Here is a 20504-nt window from a genome sequence, read left to right as displayed (position 1 = left end):
GGGTGGGGGCAAGACCCGCAGCTCACCCGCGCGTCAGGCGGATGATCGTCACCATCATGCCGATCGCGTACAGCTCGGCCAGCGGAACGATCCAGGACGGGTGGAAAATGATCGACAGCGGCATGATCAGCAGAAGGATCAGCGCCGGGAACACGAAGTAAGGCGAATTGCAAAAAGCCGGCAGGCCATGCACACGGTCCGAGACATCGTGAGACTCTTCGCCAATCAAACGATCCGCATCACCAACAGTTTGGTCAACCATTCTCTAGCACCCACTGCATCTATGGTCTTTTTGTTCTCCATCTCTTTGGGACGGAGCGGCGTCCCTATAACACAGTTTGCCGCGGTGCGGGCACGACTTCGCGCCGTCTTGCCGGATGGCGAAAACGGCGCGGGAAGTCCTGAATTTTATTGTGGCTTTACGCCGCTTCGGTCAGCGCCAGATGCGGGCGGCGGACCATCGACTGGATGGTGAAGGGCGCGCGCACGCCGCCGCTGAACAACTCGGCGCATTCCAGCGCCTTCAACACCCGCTCCTCCGCCGGCAGGCCGGCCGTGGAGGCGAGCGAGCCCAGCGCGTAGTCGGACCCGCAGCCGATGGCGTGATAGCCGCGCACCGCCTCGCCCACCTGATAGTCGGACTGGATGGAGAAGAGACGCCCCTCGTATCCGACCATGAAGGTGCCGCCGGTCTCCACGTCGTTGGAGCGGTGGGCATAGCCGCCGTCCTTCAGGCAGCCGCGCACGGCGTCCACGAAATCGACGACCATGTAACGGAAAACGTCGGCCTCGGGGTCGCGGTGCGGCGGCTCCAGCCGGTAATGCAGAAGCTGGCCCATGCGGAAGCTGCTGGTGAAGCCGATCAACAGGTCGGCGTTGCGGAACACCTTGGTGTCCGCGCGCACGGTGATGTCCAGGCCGTTCACGCCCGCGCTGTCACCGCCCATCCACACACGATCGCCGTCCACCAAGCCAACAATGCAGGTCATCGCCGTCCTCGTCCCTGAATAAATTCGCCCGAAAGCAGGGACAGGGTGGGCTTTTATGGTTAACGAATTCTTGCGCGGCGGCGGCCCCGAAGGGGGTATTCCGCTTCGGCGCCTCGCTCCAAGCGCAAGCGCGACAATGGTTTAACGGGCCGGCCCGATCGATGGGAGGCGGACCGCCCGCCTGCGGACGCGCCTCCCCCCGACCTTATTCCCGGGGCGCGGCGTGCAGGCGCTTCTGCCCCTGGACGAAGCGGGCCAGCGTGTCGGACAGCACGCCGCGCGGGATCATCGCCTCGATCAGCTGGAAGCGCCCGCGCGTGGCGAAGGCGCTGTCCAGCGCCGCCTTCAGCTCCGCCCGCGTGCGCACGCGGACGCCATCGCCGCCCATGCCCGCCGCCATGTCGGCGAACCGCCAGTCGTCCAGGTCGTTGAAGGCGGATTCGGGCTGGAAGGTGCGCAGCATCTCCCAACTGGCGTTGTTGAACAGGATCACGATGGGGTCGATGCCCAGCCGTCGGCAGTTGCCAAGCTCCCACCCGGTCATCTGGAAGGCGCCGTCGCCGACCACCGTCAGGATGCGCTTGCCGCCCGACACGCACTGCGCCCCGATGCCCGCCGGCACGCCGAAGCCCATGCCCGCGTAATAGCCCGGCGCCATCAGCCCGGCGTCGATCATGTCCATGGCGGTGAACAGGCAGTCGCCCATGTCCGCCGCGATCAGCAGCGGCTCCTGCCCGGCGCGCACGCGGTCGTTGACGGCGCGGGCGATGTCCATCGGGGCGATCGGTTCGCCGTCCGCCTGAAGGCCGGTCGGATAGGCGTGGGGCTCCTTGCCGCGCGTCGTCCGGTCGGACGGCGGCAGCCGCTCCAGCAGCGCGTCCACCAGCCCGCCCAGCGGGATGTCGGCGTAAGTGTGATAGCCCAGCGTCACCGCCCGGTCGAAGGCGTGGATGGTCTTGCGCAGGTCGATCTTGCGCTGGGACACCGCGAAGTTGGTGTCGCTGAGGATGGCGCCGAGCAGGAACAGCCCGTCCGACTCCTCGACCAGCCGGGTGATCTCCGCGTCGCCGGCGACGCCGATGTAGGTGCCGAGCGGCGGGGTCGGCGCGTCGGCCAACAGGCCGCGCCCCATGAAGGTGGTGACCACCGGCACGCCCAGCCGCTGCGCCAGTTCCGCCACCTTGGCCTCCAGCCCGTAGCGGCGGACCTCGACGCAGACCATCAGCACCGGTGACGTGGCCGAGCGCATGGCCGCCAGCACCTCGTCCGCGCAGGCGGCCAGCGCGTCGCGGTCCACCGGCCAGGCGGGGTCGTCGCCCACCGGCTCGACTTCGGCGTTGACCATGTTGCGGGGGATTTCCAGATAGACCGGGCGCGACAGGGCGCGGGCGGCCCCCAGCACGCGGGCGATCTCCGCCGGGGCCTTGGCCGGGTCGTCCAACCGCGCCTGGGCGACGGTGATCTCCTTGAACACCTGGAACTGCGTGTCCAGCGTGCGGCCCTGGTGGTGCAGCAGAAGGCCGGCGTTGCCCTCCGTCGTGCCCGGCGCGCCGGAGATGACGACGACCGGCGACTTCTCGGCGTAGGCGCCGGCCACCGCATTCACCATGTTGAAGGCGCCCGCCCCGTAGGTGACCGCTGCCACCCCTAGAGTGGAGCTGTAGCGCGCCGCCGCGTCCGCCGCGAAGCCCACCGCCGGCTCGTGGCTCAGCGTGTGGAGGGGCAGGATCTGCGTTTCCTCCGCCACCTTGAAGAAGGGCAGGGCGAAATCGCCCGGAATCCCGAACATGGCCTGTGCGCCGCGATCCTTCAGCGCGCGCAGCAGGGCTTCGGCCAGCTTCATGGCCGCTCTCCCGTTCCAATTGGTTTCGCGGGCCGAAAACCCGCACAGGGGGACAGCATCGCCTCCGCCACCGCTCCGCGCAAGAATTGTTTCATTCGAAACAATCCATATGCGCCGGAAATTGTGGAGGGGTGGAGGCCGCGTATGATCCCTCCTCTCCCGCCCCGGGAGAGGGAAGGGGCCCGCGCGCAGCGTGGGAAGGGTGAGGGTGCCGCCAAGGATCGGTGGCTTGATCCTCGCACGACCCTCACCCGCCTGCTTCGCAGGCCCCCTCTCCCGGGGCGGGAGAGGGACTCAATGCCGAACGCGATAGGTCCTTGACGCCTGATGGGCGTCTTTCGGACCGGCGCGCGGCGTGCTACGACTGCCGGCCCGTCCCGACTTTCGAATGATGCCCGCATGTCCGTCGCCGTCCGCTTCGCCCCCAGCCCGACCGGTCTCCTCCATGTCGGCAATGTGCGCCTCGCGCTCGTCAACTGGCTGTTCGCGCGCAAGGCGGGCGGCAATTTCCTGCTGCGCCTCGACGACACCGACGAGGAGCGCTCCAAGCCGGAATACGCGGAGGGGATCGAGCGGGACCTGACCTGGCTCGGCCTGACCTGGGACCGCTTCGCGCGGGAGAGCGACCGTTATGGCCGCTACGACGAGGTGGCCGTGGCGCTGAAGGCCAGCGGGCGCCTCTACCCCTGCTACGAGACGCCGGAGGAGCTGAACCTCAAGCGCGCCAGCCTCGTCTCGCAGGGCCGTCCGCCGATCTACGACCGGGCGGCGCTCCGCCTCAGCGACGCCGACCGCGCCCGGCTTGAAGCGGAGGGGCGCACGCCGCACTGGCGCTTCAAGCTGGAGCACACGCCGGTCGAATGGATTGACCTCGTGCGCGGGCCGGTGCATTTCGAGGGGGCCGCGCTCAGCGATCCCGTGCTGATCCGCGAGGACGGGCGGCCGCTCTACACCCTGACCAGCGTGGTGGACGACGCCGACCTCGCCATCACCCACGTCATCCGCGGCGAGGACCACGTCGCCAACACGGCGGTGCAGATCCAGATCTTCCAGGCGGTTGGCGGAGCGGTCCCGGTCTTCGCCCATCTGCCGCTGCTGACCGACGCGACGGGACAGGGCCTGTCCAAGCGGCTGGGCAGCCTGTCGGTGGCGTCCTTGCGCGAGGAGGAGGGGATCGAGCCGATGGCGCTGGCCAGCCTGCTCGCCAAGCTCGGCACCTCCGACGCCATCGAGCCGCGGCTGACGCTGGACGAGCTGGTGGCCGAGTTCGACATCGCCAAGGTGTCCCGCGCCACCCCGAAGTTCGACCCGGAGGAGCTGCTGCGGCTGAACGCCCGCATCCTCCACCTGCTGCCCTTCGAGCGGGTCGCCGGGGAACTGGCCGCGCTCGGCCTGGATGATGCCGACTCCGCCTTCTGGGAGGCGGTGCGCCCCAACCTGTCGCGCGTCGCGGAGGCCCGCGACTGGTGGGCGGTGACCCACGCCCCGGTCGCCCCGGCGGCCGACGATCCCGCCTTCCTCGCCGAGGCGGCGGCCCTGCTGCCGGAAGAGCCCTGGGACCTCTCCACCTGGGGCACCTGGACGGGTGCGGTGAAGGCGAAGACGGGTCGGAAGGGCAAGGATTTGTTCCTCCCCCTGCGCCGCGCCCTCACCGGGCGGGACCATGGACCGGAATTGAAGAACCTGCTACCCCTGATCGGCCGAACCCGCGCGCAAAAGCGCCTCGCGGGAGAGACGGCCTAGAATCCCTTCTCCCCCCTGGGGAGAAGGTTAGGATGAGGGGGCGGCCGAAAGGCCGGAAAAGCCCTGCAAGGGGCCGGCGTTTCCCCCTCACCCCGATCCTCTCCCCGGAGGGGAGAGGGGGATTTGGAAGACCCCTGACAGGAGACATGGCGCCGTGCCGCTGGACCTCTACAACACGCTGACCCGCCGCAAGGAACGCTTCGAGCCGATGACTCCGGACCGGGTGGGCATGTATGTGTGTGGACCCACGGTCTACGACACCGCGCACATCGGCAACGCCCGCCCGGTGGTGGTGTTCGACCTGCTGTTCCGGCTGCTGCGGCGGCTGTACCCGGCGGTGACCTACGTCCGCAACATCACCGACGTCGACGACAAGATCATCGACCGCTCGCGCGACAGCGGGGAGCCGATCGAGGCGCTGACCAAGCGCACCGCCGACCTCTACCACGCCGACATGGACGCGCTGAACGCGCTGCGCCCGACGATCGAGCCGCGCGCCACGCACCACATCTCGCACATGGTCGCGCTGATCGGGCTGCTGATCGAGCGCGGCCACGCCTATGCCGCGGAAGGGCACGTGCTGTTCTCCGTGCCGTCGATGGCGGAGTACGGGCAGCTCTCCCGCCGCTCGCTGGACGAGATGATCGCCGGCGCCCGCGTCGAGGTCGCCCCCTACAAGCGCGATTCCTCCGACTTCGTGCTGTGGAAGCCGAGCGCCGACGGCCAGCCCGGATGGGACAGCCCGTGGGGCCGCGGCCGGCCGGGCTGGCACATCGAATGCTCGGCCATGGCCAAGGAGCATCTGGGCGTCACCTTCGACATCCACGGCGGTGGGCTGGACCTGATCTTCCCGCACCATGAGAACGAGATCGCCCAGAGCCGCTGCGCCCACGGCGGCGAGCCGCTGGCCCGCTATTGGGTCCACAACGGCTTCGTGACCGTCGAGGGCGAGAAGATGTCCAAGTCGCTGGGCAACTTCTTCACCGTGCACGAGCTGCTGGACGAGTTTCCCGGCGAGGCCATCCGCCTGACGCTGCTGAGCGCCCATTACCGCCAGCCGCTGGACTTCACCCGCGAGGGGCTGAAGCAGTCCAAGGCGACGCTCGACCGCTGGTATCAGGCGCTGCGCGGCGACCCGGCTCCGGCGGACGCCGAACTGCCCTTCGACGTCTTGGCCGCGCTGGAGGACGACCTCAACAGCCCGCTCGCCATCTCGCATCTGCATGAGTTGGCTTCCGCGGTGAATAAGGCGACGGGTGAGGCGGAAAAGGCCGCCGCCAAGGGCGCGCTGCGCGCCGCCGGCGAGGCGCTGGGCCTGCTCCAGCAGGACCCGGAGGCGTGGTTCCGCTGGGCGCCGAAGGGGGCTGCCGCCCTGTCCGACGCCGACATCCGGCAGCGCATCGAGGACCGTCTGGCCGCCCGCAAGGCCAAGAACTACGCCGAGGCCGACCGCATCCGCAAGGAGCTGGCCGATCTCGGCATCGTCCTGGAGGACGGCCCGCAGGGCACGACCTGGAAGCGGGCCTGACGCGCTAACCGGTCCGGCGCGCCATCGCCTCGCGGCCGCGCGCCGGACCGCTTTGCTTCTTCGCTTCTCCCGGCGGGACGCCGTTCATCAGGAAGCGCAGAATCGGTGAGCGGCGAACCAGCCCGTGATGGACCGCCAGCGGCACGAACAGGCCGACGGCGGCGATCGCGGCGAATTCCAGCAGCGGCGGCGCGGTGACGGCGAGCAGGGCGAAGCCGGCGGCCATGACCACCAGATGGTGCAGCAGGTAAATCGTGTAGGAGGCCTGCGACAGCGCCCGCACCCGGCGGCTCTCCGCCGAGAAGAAGGCTTGCGTCAGGCCGAGGACGAAGCGGAAGGCCGACCAGGCGGCGACGGCGCGCAGCGCCTCGTCGAGGAAGCGGACCGGCATGGGCTTCTCGATGCCGACCATGCCGATGTGGATGGCGAAGCACACCAGATAGGTCAGCGCCACGCCCCAGCTCGCCTTGGCGTAGCGCGCCGCGCCGCGCGGCCAATGGGCGATCAGCACCCCGACCGCGAAGAAGCCCGCCGAGATGACGATGCTCACCGCCGTCGAGTTGGTCGGCACCAGCGGCGTCACCAGCCGGTCGGAGATGTTGTCGAAGCCCAGCACCCCCATCATGACGAGGCTGAGCAGGAGCGGCGGCAGCCAGTCCGGCGGATCGGCCAGCCAGCGGGCCACCCCCGGCGCGCGCTCCGCCATCCGCCGGTGCAGCGCGACCAGCAGCGGGTAGGCGAGGCAGAGCGCCAGCACGCTGATGAACAACTCGACCAGGAACCACAGGTGATAGACGAGCCCGCCGCTCCAGAAGGCGGCGGGAATGGTCTGGGTGACGAACTCCCCTGCGGTCAGGCCGGGGTCGACCGCGCGGCTTTCCATCCACAACTGGGCGACGTTCAGCGTCGCCGCCATGGCGACGAGCGGCACCAGCAGGCGCGAGGCGCGCGAGGTCAGAACCGCCCGCGGCCCGTGGCGGCGCAGGCTGTGGGTGATCAACAGGCCGGAGATCAGGAAGAAGGCGGGCATGCGGAAACTGTGGATGAAGTCCGCGAACAGCCCGATCCAGGCGATCCCATCGGGGGAGTTCATCACCCAGTCGTAGCCCGGCGTGTAGATCAGCGCCGCGTGGTAGGGCACGCCGAGGATCATCAGCAGGCTGCGCGCCGCGTCCAGCGCATGATCCCGTGTGCCGCCCAATCCATTCGTTACGCCCGCCGCCGCCATCGCCCACACCTTTCGGGGTCTCTTTCGTTTCGCCTCTCCGAACGAACGCGCCGGGGCATCGTCCGGATGCGCTAGAGGCGGCGGCTCATTCGGGGAACCGACGTGGGGGTAAGCCGTTCTTGCCGGTTGCGCTCCGTCCGCACCGGCGTGCGCCGAGGGTTCACGGCGACGGGGCGAACCTGTTACAAGACCGCTGCGGAGCGCTCGCATTCACGCGGGTGGCGCCGTCGTTCGCGCCCGTATTTCCGCGGGTGGCTTTTGGAGGATTCCGTCATGCTCTGGCTCGCCGCCTACATTGGCAGCGTACTCGCCATCAACTATGCCTTCAGCCTGGCGCCGCATCTGGACCTGGTGTGGTCCTGCTGGGCCGGGTTGATCTTCATCCTGCGCGACATGGTCCAGGTCCGTTACGGCCACTGGTCGCTGGCCGCCATGCTGGTCGCGACGCTGCTGTCCTTCCTGCTGGCCGACCCCTTCGTCGCGACGGCCAGCGTCACCGCCTTCGCGGTGTCGGAACTGATCGACTGGGGCGTCTTCACCGTCACCCGCCGCCCGCTGCGCGACCGGCTGTGGATCAGCGCCGCCCTGTCGGTGCCGGTGGACACGGCGCTCTTCTTCGGCATGCTCGGCATCTGGGACCCGACGGTCTGGGCAGCCAGCCTCGCGTCCAAGCTGGCCGGCGTGTCGGCGGTGTGGATGCTGATGCGCGCCCGTTCGGCCCGGCCGGCAACGGCCTGACGCTGAAGGGTTTGGCAATCGCCGACTCGGCAACCCGCGGGTTCCGCCGCGTCTGTTCCCAGCCGTGCCGGGGATACGTGGCGTCGGCGATTGCCAAAAGGACCGCAGGGCGTCAGGCCACGGAGGTCACGGTCTCGGTGGTCTGGCGGGGACTGGACGCCTCGTCGGGAATCTCGACCAGGAAGATGGCGCCGCGGCCGGGGCGCGACAGCACCCGCACCCGATAGCCGAGCAGCCGGCTGAGCCGCGCCACGGTGGCGAGGCCGAGGCCGAGCCCTTTGCGCCGGTCGCGCTCGGGATTGCCGATCTGGTAGAAGTCCTCGAAGATCAGGTGCAGCCGGTCCTGCGGGATGCCTGGGCCGGTGTCCTGCACCTTGATGGCGGTGAAGCCGCGCGCCTGCCGGCAGGTCACCCGGATGGTGCCGCTGTGGGTGTATTTCAGCGCGTTGCTCAGCAGGTTGCGGACGATCCGCTCCAGCATCGCCGGGTCAGTCGTCACGCGGGCGCCGCCGCAGGTGACGCGGAAGCCCAGGCCCTTGCCGGCGGCCTCCAGCCGGCCCTCCTCGCAGATGCGTTCCAGGAAGACGGGCAGGTCCATTTCGGACAGCTGCGGGCTGATCACGCCGGTTTCCAGCGTGGCGATGTCCATCAGCGAGTTCAGCAGGCGCTGCGTCGCCTCGAACCCGTCGCGGGCGGCGTCCACCAGCTTGCGCAGCCGTGGGCTCTCCGCCTGTTCGCCAATCATGTGCAGATAGATGCCCAGCGTCTGGAGCGGCTGGCGCAGGTCGTGGCTGGCGGCGGCGAGGAATCGCGACTTGGCGGCGTTGGCCTGTTCCGCCTCGGCCCGCGCCACCGCCAGCGCGTCGTAGCTCCTGCGCAGTTCCGCCATGCGGTCGCGGTCCTGAAGCACGGAGTTGACGGTGGCGACCAGAAGCAGGGTGATGATGAGGCCGGCGAACAGCACCGCCCGCGGCGTGGCGCTGGCCACGCTTTCCTCGAAGGTGTGGGTGCCCGACAGGGCCAGCGTCCAGAGGCGCCCGAACACCTCGACATGGAGAATCTCCTGAAAGGCGGCGTCCCGGGCGATCGCGGAGTCGAACATCAGCGAGTCCGTGGTGGTCTCCGTCCCGTCATGGACACGGATGTCCAACAGGTGGGACGCGCTCCGGCCCATGATGCTGCGCATCAGGTCGTGCGCACGGAAAGGGCTGTAGACGAAGCCGAGCAGAGCCTCCCGCCGGTCGGCGGTGGTTGTCAGGGGCAGGCTCTGGTCGTAGACGGGCACATAGATGAGGAAGCCGGGCTGCACGTCCTCCTCGGTTTCCTGGACCAGCCGCAGCCGGGCGGTCGCCGCGGCGGTGCCGCTGATCCGCGCGCGCTCCATGGCGGCCTGACGGGTCGGCTCGGCGTGCATGTCGAAGCCGAAGGCCCGCAGGTTGCGGCTGGCGAAGGGCTCGATGTAGACGATGGGGAAATACTCGGGCCGCTCCCCCTCCGGAGTCACGCGGTAGCTGTAGAAGCCGGCGGCGTGCAGCGCCGCCTCGTGCTGCTCCCGGTCGGGAGCCTTCACGCGCTTGGCGTAGCCGATGCCCTGGATGCCGGGATAGCGGTCTTCCACATGCAGGCCGGTGACGTAGGCCCGCCATTCCGTGCGGCTGACCTGCCCGCCGCCGGCGTCCACCATCGCCACGGCGCCCTGGAGCATCTGTTCATAGGTGTCGAGCCGCGCCGTGACGTCTCCCGCCAGGTCGTGGGCCAGCGCGCGGAAGCGCGCCTCGGCCAGCCGGTGGTTCTGCTCGGTCAGCAGCCACCAGGCGAGGCCGGTCAGCAGCAGCCCCAGCCCGAAGACCACCCAGCTTTCCCAGGAACGGAACAGCCGTCCGTCGGAAACGGCGGCGCGCTTGCGCTTCGGCTCGTTGCGCTTTGGCCCGTTAGGCTTTGACCCATTAGGCTTTGACTTGGGCGGCGCGGCGGGCGCCGGTGGTAAGGGAACGTCCATGCCGGTCCGGCCCGTCACGCCGTGCCGGCGGACTGTTCCCGCAGCACCTTGGTCAGAACCGCCTGGAGATGGGGCGGCAGCACCGGCTTCTGCAGAACGGTCAGCCCGCGGGCGCGGGCGTCGCGCAGCCCTTCGGTGGAGGTGTCGCCGGTGATGATGACGCCCGGCACCTCGGACCCGGCCTCCGCGCGGATGCGGTCGATGGCCTGCACGCCGGTGCGCCCCTCGCGCAGGCGGTAGTCGGCCAGGATGGCGTGGGGCGTTTCCCCGGCGGTGAACAGACGGTCGACGGCCTCGCCCTCGCTCTCGGCGGTGACGACCCGGTACCCCCACATCTCCAGGAGGAGGTTGAGGGCCTGCAGAACCGTCCGCTCGTCGTCGATCACCATGACGAGCTTGTCCTGGTCGTCGTCACCCGCGGGAGTCACTGTGTCCAATCCATCCGTTCAGAAGGGCCGGTGATCATACAGACCAACAGGCATCCGGCCAGAAAAGAGTACCGCACCCGTGAGATGGGCGCCATGCAGAGGGGCGGCTGTGTAGCACAGACGATGGTTTATTCGGTCAGTACATTTGTCCTATTACCTCCATTGCGTGCCTATGGCCGGCGCGGCGAAGTCCCGCATTCCTGGCGGGTGCGATCAAAAGCATTGAGATGGCGAAGCGCATCGTCCATTCTTCCGGCCCTCCGGACAGTCCCCTCCGGACAGTCCTATGACCTTCCTTCGGGCGACCAATATCTTCGGGCGGCGGCAATGACGGGCGAACGCATCCATCTGTACGACACCACGCTGCGCGACGGGGCGCAGACCCAGGACGTGGATTTCTCCGTCGCCGACAAGATCGCCATCGCCCGCGACCTCGACCGGCTGGGAATCGACTATGTGGAAGGCGGCTGGCCCGGCGCCAACCCGACCGACGACCAGTTCTTCGCCGAGGCGCCGGACCTCGCCCGCTCGACCTTCACCGCCTTCGGCATGACGCGCCGTCCGGGCCGCAGCACCGCAAACGACCCGCAGCTTGCCGCCCTGATCCAGTCCAAGGCGCGCGCCGTCTGCATCGTCGGCAAGACCTGGGACTTCCACGTCGACGTGGCGCTGGCCATCCCGCGCGAGGAAAACATCGAGCTGATCGCCGACAGCATCGCCGCGCTGAAGGCCGCCAAGGGCGAGGCGCTGTTCGACGCCGAGCATTTCTTCGACGGCTACAAGCGCAACCCGGCCTACGCCGCGTCCTGCATCAAGGCCGCCTACGAGGCCGGGGCGCGCTGGGTCGTGCTGTGCGACACCAACGGCGGCACGCTGCCCCACGAGATCGACGAAATCGTCCGCCAGGTGATCGGGGAGCACGGCATCCCCGGCGACCGGCTGGGCATCCACTGCCACAACGACACCGAGAACGCCGTCGCCAACTCGCTGGCCGCGGTGCGCGCCGGGGTGCGGATGGTGCAGGGGACGATCAACGGGCTGGGCGAGCGCTGCGGCAACGCCAACCTCGTGTCGCTAATCCCGTCGCTGATGCTGAAGATGGGCTACGACGTCGGCATCAAGCCCGCCGACCTGCCGCTGCTGACCGAGATCAGCCGCAAGTTCGACGAGCGGCTGAACCGCGCGCCGAACCGCCACGCCCCCTACGTCGGCGCCAGCGCCTTCGCCCACAAGGGCGGGCTGCACGTCTCTGCCGTGGAGAAGGACCCGTCCTCCTACGAGCATGTCGAGCCGGAGGCGGTCGGCAACCGCCGGCAGATCGTCATGTCGGACCAGGCGGGCCGTTCCAACGTCATCGCGCGGCTGCGCGAGATGGGCATGGCCGTGGACCCGAAGGACGAGCGGCTGAACCGCCTGCTCGACGTCGTGAAGCAGCGCGACACCGAGGGCTACGCCTACGACACCGCCGAGGCCAGCTTCGAACTGCTGGTCCGCCGCGAGCTGGGCGAGGTGCCGGACTATTTCACCCTGAAGCGCTTCCACGTCACCGACGAGCGCCGCTACAACGCCAAGGGCGAGCTGGTGGTGGAGTCCGAGGCGGTCGTCCGCGTGAAGATCGGCGGCAAGGAGTATCACGAGGTGGCGTCGGGCAACGGCCCGGTCAACGCCCTGGACACCGCGATGCGCAAGGCGTTGGAGCCGCTGTACCCGCTGCTCGACGGGGTGAAGCTGTCCGACTACCGCGTGCGCATCCTGGCGGCGAAGGACGGCACCGGCGCCATGCCGCGCGTGCTGATCCGCTCGCGCAACGGCGACGGGCAGGAATGGTCGACGCTGGGCGTCTCCACCAACATCATCGAGGCGTCGATGGAGGCGCTGGTGGACAGTTACACATTCAAGCTGTTTAAAGGCGGCGCAACACCGCGAAGCTGAGACCAAAGTTCAGATCATGACCTCCGGCAAAGACCCCAACCGGCCCTCCGTCCTGGGCGGCCCGACCATCATCCTCGTGCAGCCCCAGCTCGGCGAGAACATCGGCGCCTGCGCGCGGGCCATGCTGAATTGCGGCCTGACCGAGCTGCGCCTGGTGAAGCCGCGCGACGGCTGGCCGAACGAGAAGGCGGTGGCCGCGGCGTCGGGCGCCGATCCGGTGCTGGACGGGGCGAAACTCTACGACACGACGGCGGAGGCCGTAGCCGACCTGAACGTGGTCTTCGCCACCACCGTCCGCACCCGCGGGATGATCCAGGAGTTCGTCACCCCGCGCGTCGCGGCGACGGAACTGCGCGCCCATGTCGACTCCGGGCACAAGACCGGCGTGCTGTTCGGGCCGGAGCGCACCGGTCTGGTCAACGACGACCTGACGCTGGCTTCAACGCTGATCACCGTTCCGCTGAACCCGGCCTTCTCCTCGCTCAATCTGGCGCAGGCGGTCCTGCTGATCGGCTACGAGTGGTTCCAGACCGGCGAGACCCCGCCCGACCGCGTTCTGCACACCGGCCAGACCCGCCCGGCGACCAAGGCGGAGCTTGTGAACTTCTTCGAGCATCTGGAAGGCGATCTCGACCGCACCGGCTTCTTCACCTCGCCGGAGAAGCGCCCCTCCATGGTCCGCACGCTGCGCAACGCGCTGGAGCGGATGCAGATGACCGAGCAGGAGGTCCGCACCTTCCACGGCGTCGTCGCGGCGCTGACCGGGCGGCGCAAGGGCGAGCCGTAACCTCTTCCCTTCCGGGGCCAATCGCTGCCTATACTGCCCCATGGAATACACCTTGCAGCATATGGACGTTGGCCTCGTCCTGCTCGACGGCGACCGGCGCGTCGTCTCGGTCAACGCATCCGTGGCTCGGATGCTGGGGCGCGACCGTCCGCTGCTGGGGGCCAGCCTGCACGACCTGCATCCGCCGGGCAGCCGTGCCAAGGTGGAACTGCTGCTGGCCGCGGCGCACGACCCGGACTCCCCGGCGGCCGCCAGTTCCATGATGGTGGCCCTGCCGGGGCGGACCATCGTGGTCAAGGCCACCGCCCTGCCGCCGGGCGGCGGCGCCGCGCTGGCCCTGATGCTGTTCGAGGTGAACGGGAAGGCGGTAGCCGAGCCGGCCCCGCCGCCGTCCGCGGACGCGGCGCCCGAACCGGTCACGCCGCTGGTCAAGCTGCCGATCACGACGCGTCAGGGCGTGGTGCTGATCGACCCCGCCGACGCGGTCTATGTGCAGGCCGACGGCCATTACACGCGGGTCCAAACGGCGGACGGCGCCTTCTTCTGCTCGCTCTCGCTGTCGGAGCTGGAAGCGCGGCTGGATGGGCGGCAGTTCGTGCGGGCGCACCGCCGCTATCTGGTCAACCTGCGCCACGCCCAGGCCATCGACCGCAGCGACGGGCGGGCCGCCTTCGTCATGGCGGCTCCCGGCTCCCCCCGCGTGCCGGTCAGCCGGGGCCGGATCGAGCAGCTGAAGAAGTTGTTGGCCCTCTAGCCTTTCTCCTCACGCGCATCAGGGTTGTTCCCGCCGGCCTGTGACATCCCATGCCGGTTGATCCGCCTCAATCGTCCGGCGCCGCCGCAGGCGTAGAACAAAGCCATGGCCGGCGCCCGCATCGGGTGGGTGCCACGATGACGAGGAGATACGGCCATGGCTTTCCAGGACGACGACCGCGCCTATGTGGACCAGCTCGTGGTGGAGTATTACGGCGACCGTCTGACGGCGCTCTCGCCGGAGCGTCTCGCCGCTCTGCACGCCCTGTTCGGCGAGGTGATGTGGCACGAGGGGATCGAGGCGCTGACCCCGCAGCGGCTGAACACGCTGCTGGACTTCACCGAGGAGGAGCTGTCGCACGCCGCCTGAATGGAGCGCCTGAGTGGCAAGAGCGCGAACCGTTCGCGCAGGACTCCCGCCATTCATGCCGTCCGCCCGCCGTTCGTGCAGCGGGTCTTGTTCCTGGACCCGCCTTCCGCGATGAGGGATGTCAATACAACCCACTTCCGCAGGAAGCACGACCGTGGACGCAACCGACACTCCCGACCGCTACGTCTCCTTCAAGGGCATCGACTGCGAGGGCAACTCCCGCCGCATCATCGAGCGCCTGTACATGCACATCGACGACCCGGCCAAGACCAACGCATTCTGGGAACGCTTCCGGGCGAAGCTGGCCGTGGCCGACGACCCGTTGAAGCGTCAGGCGGACGGGCTGTGCCTGCTCTGCGCCAACGTCTATTACATCTCCGACCTCTTCGAGGAATACGAGGACGAGGAAGGTCTGGCCATGCTGCGCCAGCTCGAGGACGAGTGCTGCTGAGGCTTCGTGGCTCGACACGACTCATGGTTTGACAAGGCGCGCCGAATCCGTATAGTGCGCGCCTTCACTCCTGGGAAAGCGGGCGTGCCTCTTGTTTGCGCCCCGTCCGCGGCCTGTTCCGCGGAACTACCGGGACAAAACCAACTCGTGTTCCATCGAGGACCAAAATGGCCAAGCGTCAACAGTCCAAGTACAAGATCGACCGCCGCCTCGGCGTAAACCTCTGGGGCCGTGGCAAGTCGCCGATCAACAAGCGTGAGTATGGCCCGGGCCAGCACGGCCAGCGCCGCAAGAAGCCGTCCGACTACGGCCTGCAGCTCATGGCGAAGCAGAAGCTGAAGGGCTACTACGGCAACATCGGCGAGAAGCAGTTCCGCCGGATCTACGCCGAGGCCGTGCGCCGCAAGGGCGACACCGGCGAGAACCTGGTGGGCCTGCTGGAGCGCCGCCTGGACGCGGTGGTCTACCGCATGAAGTTCGCGCCGACCCCGTTCGCCGCGCGCCAGATCATCAACCACGGCCACATCCTGGTCAACGGCCGCCGCCTGAACATCCCGTCGGCCCAGATCAAGGAAGGCGACACCATCGAGGTGCGCGCCAAGTCCAAGCAGATGGCCCTCATCCTCGAGGCCACCGCCTCGGGTGAGCGCGACACCCCGGATTACCTGGAAGTCGACACGGGCGCCCTGAAGGGCCGCTTCGTCCGCGTCCCGCTGCTGGCCGACATTCCGTACCCGGTCCAGATGGAACCGAACCTGGTCGTCGAGTTCTACTCGCGCTGACCGTTCGGCCCAGCCGACACGCGAAAGGCCGCGCCTCCGGGCGCGGCCTTTTTCGTTTGGGCCTTTTTCGTTTGAGGATGGGCGGTCGGATTGAGTTCCCTCTCCCCTCTGGGGAGAGGGGAGGGTGAGGGGGTTGCGCGACTCCCAAACTTGTCATCAAGCGCAGCCCCCTCGCCGGCCCTCCGGGCCACCCTCTCCCCAGAGGGGAGAGGGCTGGAAGGCGTCATTGAGTACTGTGAAATAGGTTGTAAAGGTTCTGAGCGGTGTTCAAGAACCTTTCTCTGTCGCGGCCAGCGTGGCCCGGCATTCGGCCCGCATGGCCTCGGCATCCCACTCGTCGCCGTCTCCTTCGCTCGGTTCAGGATAACAGTCGATTCCCGGATCGGGCAACGTCGGCGCTGGAGGGACGGCGGAAAGAAAAAAGCCGGAACCCTTGCGGGTCCCGGCCTTAAGGTGCGGGGATCGGGGGCAATCCCCGCGGGGGAGGGGGATCAGGCGTCGGCTGTTTCCAGCGCCGGATAGTCGGTGTAGCCGCGGGCGTCGCCGCCGTAGTAGCTGGCTTTGTCCGGCGTGTTCAGCGCGGCGTTGCGGCGGAAGCGCTCCGGCAGGTCCGGGTTGGCGATGAAGGGCTCGCCGAAGCTCACCGCGTCCGCCGCGCCGGCGGCGATGGCCGCCTCGGCCTGCTCCTTGCTGTAGCCGCCGTTGATGATGAAGGGGCCCTTGAAGATCCGGCGCAGTTCCGCCGCGAGGTGCGGGGCGCCGTCCGGCGGGGCCATGTGGTGGCCCGGCTGGCCTTCGATGACGTGCAGGAAGGCAAGGCCGAAGGGGTTCAGCGCCTCGGTGACGTGGGTGTAGAGCGCCCGCGGATCGCTGTCCGCCATGTCGTTGAAGGTGCCGGTCGGCGACAGCCGGACGCCGACCCGGCCGGGGCCGACGGCGGTGGTCACCGCGTCCACGATCTCCAGCAGGAAGCGCGCCCGGTTCTCCACGCCGCCGCCGTAGCGGTCGGTGCGCTTGTTGCTGCGGTCGCGCAGGAACTGGTCGATCAGATAGCCGTTGGCGCCGTGGATCTCCACCCCGTCCAGCCCGGCGTCGAACACCGCGCGCTTGGCGGCGTCGGCGAAAGCCTTGACCAGACCGGGAATCTCATCGGTCTCCAGGGCGCGCGGGGTGGGGAAGGGCACCAGGCCCTTGCTGGTGTAGGACTCGCCGGCGGCGGCGATCGCCGAGGGGGCGACCGGCAGGGCGCCGTTCGGCTGGAATTCCATGTGGGAGATGCGGCCGACGTGCCAGAGCTGCGCGGCGATCAGGCCACCCTTGGCGTGGACCTCCTCCGCGATGCGGCGCCAGGCGAGCGTCTGCGCGTCGGTGTGGAGGCCCGGCGTGCTGGGATAGCCCTGGGCGGTGGCCGAAACCTGCGTCGCCTCGGTGATGATCAGGCCGGCGGAGGCGCGCTGGCCGTAATACTCGGCCATCAACGGGGTGGGGACGTTGCCCTCGCCCGCGCGGCTGCGGGTCATCGGCGCCATGATGACGCGGTTCGGCAGCTCCATGGAGCCGAGACGCAGCGGCGTGAACAGATCGGCGGTGGTCATGATGCGGTTGCCCTCTCGATTCAAAAATCGGGTCCCAGCTTGAGGCGTCCCAAAGTGGGGTCCGGGGTTCCGCGGGTTGGGCGGCGCCCGGTATGTATGTGGGTACATACTTGCCAGCGCCATCCGGGCTTGTCAAGTATGCGCGTGCATACCTATTATCATTTCAGCCGCCGCACGGATCGGCGGCCAGTGAGAGGGCCTGCATCGTGGACAAGACCGACACCCCGGCCACCGCCCCGGCGATCGACGATGGCTGTTGCGCCGCCGGGGCCGACGCACCCGCGCGCAAGCGCGACCGCGAGGCGACCAAGGGCGTGCTGCTGGACGCGGCCAAGATGGTGTTCGCCGAGCGCGGCTTCGACGCCGCGACCACGCGCGACATCGCCGGCCGCGCGGGCGTGAACGAGCAGCTGATCCAGCGTTACTTCTCGGGCAAGGCCGGCCTGCTGCTGGCCGTCGTGGAACGCTACGGGCGCGAGGAGGGGAGCGGCTGCGCCATGCCGCCGCCCGGCGACGATCTGGAGGAGGATCTGGCGGCCTTCCTGCTGCACCAGCTCCGCCACGCCTGGAAATGCCGCGATTTCACACGGGTGATGCTGGCGCGCGCTCTGGTCGATCCGGACATCGCCAATGAGATGGCCCGCACCCTGTCGGAAAGCCGCATCCCCTGCCTGCTCAGCCGGCTGGAGATTTTCCGCGAACGCGGGGCGATCGCGGCGGACGCCGACCTCGCCCACGTCGCGGCGGGCATCGCCACGCTCAGCTTCGGGCTGGGCTTCCTCGATCAGGTGGTGTTCGGGCGCTGCCCGGACCGCGTCAACGAGGTGGTGCGTACGCTCGCCCACACCATGGCCCACGGCCTCGCGCCGCGGGCCTGAGCCACCTCAATCGGCGCGGCAGGCGGCGGCGGCGCGCGCCTGCTCCGCCCGGCTTCGTTCCGCCCGGGCTTCGGCGCGGGCGGCCCGATGGGTGAACAGGGCGTCCGCCGAATAGAGCGCCAGCGCCACCCAGATGCACACGAAGGCCAGCAGGTGGGAGGAGGTGAAGGCCTCCCCATAGACCGCGACGCCGAGCAGCAGCTGCCCGGTCGGGCTGATGTATTGCAGGATGCCGATGGTCGACAGCTTCAGCCGGGCGGCGCCGACCATGAACAGCACCAGCGGGATGGCCGTCACCGGGCCGGTCAGGATGATCAGCAGGTCGGTGCCCAGCCCGTGCATGCCGAAATTCCCCAGCCCGTGGGCGTTGAGCCACAGCAGATAGGCGATGGCCGGCGGCACCAGCAGCACCGTTTCCACCAGCAGCCCGATCACCGGGTCGATGGCCGCCTTCTTGCGGACCAGCGCATACACGCCGAAGGACAGCGCCAGCGACAGCGCCACCCAGGGAACCTCGCCATAGGACAGGACGAGGCTCAGCACGCCCGCCGCCGCGATCACCACCGCCACGCCCTGCCGCTTCGACAGCCGCTCCTGAAGGAAGGCCATGCCCAGCAGCACGTTGATGATCGGGTTGATGTAGTAGCCGAGGCTGGACTGCACCAAATGGCCGTTGTTCACGGCCCAGATGAAAATGGTCCAGTTGCTGCCGATCAGCGCCGTCGTCACCAGGAAGATGCCCAGCCGCCGCCAGCTTCCCACCTCGCGCAGAATGCCGGACAGGCCGCGCGTCGGCACCAGCCACAGCCCGACCAGCACCACGGTCCACAGCACCCGGTGAGCGACGACCTCCACCGCTCCGACGTTGCCGAGCTGCTTGAAGAAGATCGGCGCCAGCCCACCCCAGATCAGGAAGGCGGTCAGGGCGGCGGCGAAGCCCAGGGTGGCGGGGTTGCGCCCGTCGGCCTGCGGCAAGGAGGGGGAGGGGGTCTGGGCCATGACTCCCCTTTACCATGCCCAAGAAATGGGCGATAGGAACGCCCCCTCATGCCCGCACTGCGCGCCGGGAATGCCGTATTTCCCGCAGGGGTTTTCCGCTCAGCCCCCTCCGCCGCCTGCGGTGCCGCTTCCGCTTCCACTGCCGGTGGGACCCGCGTTCCGGGGCATGGACCCGGACGACCCCGACGAGCCTCGGCCGATCGGGACGTTGGTGCCGACACCCTCGTTGCGGACCAGCGCGCGGGCCTCGCGCAGCCGGCTCACGCAGCCGTCCGGGTCGCCTTTGCCGGCGGCGGACCGCGCCTCGCCCAGCAGGCCGCGCAGCCGGTCCTTCTGCTCGCCGGTCAGGGCGGTGTGGTTGCGCCCGCCGGCCACCACCTTGTCGCCCAGAAACAGATCGGAGAAGCGGGACACCTCGTCCCGGCAGGCGGTCAGCCGCTCCTGCTTGGGAACCGTTCCGTCCTGCCCCTGCGCCAGAGCGGGAAGAGCCATCAGAGCCAGCAGCGCCGCCGCTGGAAACACGCGCCTGTCCATGACCGGGCCTCCTTTTCCGTGCCGACACCTCCGCAGGTTCGTCGATGGAAAAACAAGGGCGGGCCGGGACCTGTTCCGCCAAAGGAAAAGGGCCCCGCGGTGGCGGAGCCCTTTGTCACACGTCTGCGGCGCGGATGGCCGATCAGGCGTTGGCGCCCGTCGCGACGCCCTTGTCGGCCAGCAGCGACTGCAGCTCGCCCGACTCGTACATCTCGCGCACGATGTCGCAGCCGCCGACCAGCTCGCCCTTGACGTAGAGCTGCGGGAAGGTCGGCCAGTTCGAGTAGTCCTTCAGCCCCTGGCGCAGGCCCGGGTCCTCCAGGATGTTGACGCCCTTGAACTTCACGCCGACGGTGCTGAGCACCTGGACGACGGCGGCGGAGAAGCCGCACTGCGGGAAGACGGGCGTGCCCTTCATGTACAGCACGACATCGTTGCCCTTGATGTCCTGCTCGATGCGATCCTTGACGTTCTGGTCAACCATGTCTCTCGGCCTTCTTACGATGTCATCGTGACTTGCGGGGATGCCGTCCTACACGCCTTCCGGCACGGCGGTGGTCAGGGCCAGGGCGTGCAGCTCCCCGCCCATCTTGCCCTGGAGGGCGGCGTAGACCATCTGGTGCTGCTGCACGCGCGACTTGCCCTTGAAGGCGGCGGAGGTGACCAGCGCGGCGTAATGGTCGCCGTCGCCGCGCAGGTCGGCGATCTCCACCGTCGCGTCCGGGATGCCTTCCCTGATGAGCTTCTCGATCACCGCGGCTTCCATCGCCATGGCCGTCATCCTGTTCCGTCAAACCCTGCCCATGCGGGCGCTGCCCGTATAATTAGGCGGACCGGCCGGGTTTGTCACCGGAGAAGCGACGACATTCCGCGGTGCGAAGGGTTTGGTGGTGATTGCCCCCCATCAAGCCTTGCCCCCTCCCTAAC

21 protein-coding genes are annotated in these 20504 nt (G+C 68.8%); 10 read left to right on the top strand and 11 right to left on the bottom strand.

The genetic code is table 11. The annotated features are described in order from the left end of the window. Nucleotides 1-22: 22 nt before the first annotated feature. The 3 genes from GBZ26_RS13495 to ipdC form a co-directional block, all read right to left on the bottom strand. Nucleotides 23-262, bottom strand: a complete 240-nt coding sequence (locus GBZ26_RS13495; protein WP_174439280.1) for a hypothetical protein — start codon at nt 260-262, stop codon at nt 23-25. Between the two features lie 157 nt (nt 263-419). Next, nucleotides 420-989 carry a hypothetical protein gene (locus GBZ26_RS13490; RefSeq protein ID WP_038529345.1) on the bottom strand — a complete coding sequence of 190 codons (570 nt, stop codon included), beginning with the start codon at nt 987-989 and terminating at the stop codon, nt 420-422. A 205-nt stretch (nt 990-1194) separates the two neighbouring features. After that, nucleotides 1195-2832, bottom strand: a complete 1638-nt coding sequence (ipdC, locus tag GBZ26_RS13485; RefSeq protein ID WP_174439279.1) for an indolepyruvate/phenylpyruvate decarboxylase — start codon at nt 2830-2832, stop codon at nt 1195-1197. Nucleotides 2833-3231: 399 nt separating this feature from the next. On the opposite strand from ipdC, the gene gltX reads away from it, so the two are divergent. After that, complete coding sequence (gltX, locus tag GBZ26_RS13480; protein ID WP_174439278.1) at nt 3232-4575, top strand: glutamate--tRNA ligase; 1344 nt, start codon at nt 3232-3234, stop codon at nt 4573-4575. Nucleotides 4576-4729: 154 nt separating this feature from the next. Further along, nucleotides 4730-6103, top strand: a complete 1374-nt coding sequence (cysS, locus tag GBZ26_RS13475) for a cysteine--tRNA ligase (protein ID WP_174439277.1) — start codon at nt 4730-4732, stop codon at nt 6101-6103. Nucleotides 6104-6107: 4 nt separating this feature from the next. Here the strand turns inward: cysS and GBZ26_RS13470 are convergent, their stop codons facing one another. After that, the gene (locus GBZ26_RS13470; protein ID WP_174439276.1) at nt 6108-7304 is read right to left on the bottom strand and encodes an acyltransferase family protein; all 1197 of its coding nucleotides are present in this window, start codon (nt 7302-7304) and stop codon (nt 6108-6110) included. Between the two features lie 300 nt (nt 7305-7604). Here GBZ26_RS13470 and GBZ26_RS13465 point away from each other — a divergent pair, with 300 nt between their 5' ends. Beyond that, nucleotides 7605-8069 (top strand): preQ0 transporter, encoded by a 465-nt coding sequence (locus GBZ26_RS13465; RefSeq protein WP_174439275.1) that lies wholly within the window; start codon nt 7605-7607, stop codon nt 8067-8069. Nucleotides 8070-8181: 112 nt separating this feature from the next. Here GBZ26_RS13465 and GBZ26_RS13460 read toward each other — a convergent pair whose 3' ends face one another. Continuing rightward, a complete protein-coding gene (locus GBZ26_RS13460; protein ID WP_174439274.1) occupies nt 8182-9921 on the bottom strand; it encodes a CHASE domain-containing protein in 1740 nt (579 codons plus the stop codon). A gap of 161 nt (nt 9922-10082) precedes the next feature. Next, nucleotides 10083-10496 (bottom strand): response regulator, encoded by a 414-nt coding sequence (locus GBZ26_RS13455; RefSeq protein WP_174439273.1) that lies wholly within the window; start codon nt 10494-10496, stop codon nt 10083-10085. 327 nt (nt 10497-10823) lie between these two features. Here GBZ26_RS13455 and cimA point away from each other — a divergent pair, with 327 nt between their 5' ends. The 6 genes from cimA to rpsD all read left to right on the top strand — a co-directional run bounded on the left by cimA (nt 10824) and on the right by rpsD (nt 15571). After that, a complete protein-coding gene (gene cimA, locus GBZ26_RS13450) occupies nt 10824-12428 on the top strand; it encodes a citramalate synthase (RefSeq protein WP_174439272.1) in 1605 nt (534 codons plus the stop codon). A gap of 16 nt (nt 12429-12444) precedes the next feature. Beyond that, a complete protein-coding gene (locus tag GBZ26_RS13445) occupies nt 12445-13215 on the top strand; it encodes an RNA methyltransferase (RefSeq protein ID WP_014239496.1) in 771 nt (256 codons plus the stop codon). A gap of 61 nt (nt 13216-13276) precedes the next feature. After that, the gene (locus tag GBZ26_RS13440; protein WP_246653549.1) at nt 13277-13969 is read left to right on the top strand and encodes a PAS domain-containing transcriptional regulator; all 693 of its coding nucleotides are present in this window, start codon (nt 13277-13279) and stop codon (nt 13967-13969) included. Between the two features lie 156 nt (nt 13970-14125). Then, on the top strand, nt 14126-14338 hold the full coding sequence (locus GBZ26_RS13435) for a hypothetical protein (protein WP_035671574.1): 213 nt from the start codon (nt 14126-14128) through the stop codon (nt 14336-14338). 154 nt (nt 14339-14492) lie between these two features. Further along, nucleotides 14493-14789: a N(2)-fixation sustaining protein CowN gene (cowN, locus tag GBZ26_RS13430; protein ID WP_014239500.1), complete on the top strand. Its 297-nt coding sequence runs from the start codon at nt 14493-14495 to the stop codon at nt 14787-14789. Nucleotides 14790-14956: 167 nt separating this feature from the next. Continuing rightward, entirely contained in the window at nt 14957-15571 is a 615-nt protein-coding gene (gene rpsD, locus GBZ26_RS13425) for a 30S ribosomal protein S4 (RefSeq protein WP_014239501.1), read from the top strand. Between the two features lie 491 nt (nt 15572-16062). Here the strand turns inward: rpsD and GBZ26_RS13420 are convergent, their stop codons facing one another. Continuing rightward, nucleotides 16063-17166, bottom strand: a complete 1104-nt coding sequence (locus GBZ26_RS13420; protein WP_174439270.1) for an alkene reductase — start codon at nt 17164-17166, stop codon at nt 16063-16065. Nucleotides 17167-17372: 206 nt separating this feature from the next. On the opposite strand from GBZ26_RS13420, the gene GBZ26_RS13415 reads away from it, so the two are divergent. After that, nucleotides 17373-18044 carry a TetR family transcriptional regulator gene (locus GBZ26_RS13415; RefSeq protein WP_174439269.1) on the top strand — a complete coding sequence of 224 codons (672 nt, stop codon included), beginning with the start codon at nt 17373-17375 and terminating at the stop codon, nt 18042-18044. A 6-nt stretch (nt 18045-18050) separates the two neighbouring features. Here the strand turns inward: GBZ26_RS13415 and rarD are convergent, their stop codons facing one another. From rarD to GBZ26_RS13395, 4 genes are all read right to left on the bottom strand, one after another. After that, nucleotides 18051-19043 (bottom strand): EamA family transporter RarD, encoded by a 993-nt coding sequence (gene rarD / locus GBZ26_RS13410; RefSeq protein WP_174439268.1) that lies wholly within the window; start codon nt 19041-19043, stop codon nt 18051-18053. A 99-nt stretch (nt 19044-19142) separates the two neighbouring features. Then, nucleotides 19143-19577, bottom strand: a complete 435-nt coding sequence (locus GBZ26_RS13405; protein ID WP_174439267.1) for a hypothetical protein — start codon at nt 19575-19577, stop codon at nt 19143-19145. Between the two features lie 142 nt (nt 19578-19719). Further along, a complete protein-coding gene (gene grxD, locus GBZ26_RS13400) occupies nt 19720-20061 on the bottom strand; it encodes a Grx4 family monothiol glutaredoxin (protein WP_145624992.1) in 342 nt (113 codons plus the stop codon). A 48-nt stretch (nt 20062-20109) separates the two neighbouring features. After that, nucleotides 20110-20349, bottom strand: a complete 240-nt coding sequence (locus GBZ26_RS13395) for a BolA family protein (protein ID WP_014239509.1) — start codon at nt 20347-20349, stop codon at nt 20110-20112. Nucleotides 20350-20504 lie beyond the last annotated feature (155 nt).

This window comes from Azospirillum formosense (genome assembly GCF_013340925.1).
Classification (GTDB): domain Bacteria; phylum Pseudomonadota; class Alphaproteobacteria; order Azospirillales; family Azospirillaceae; genus Azospirillum; species Azospirillum formosense.
This window is presented reverse-complemented; position numbering and strand designations above follow the sequence as displayed.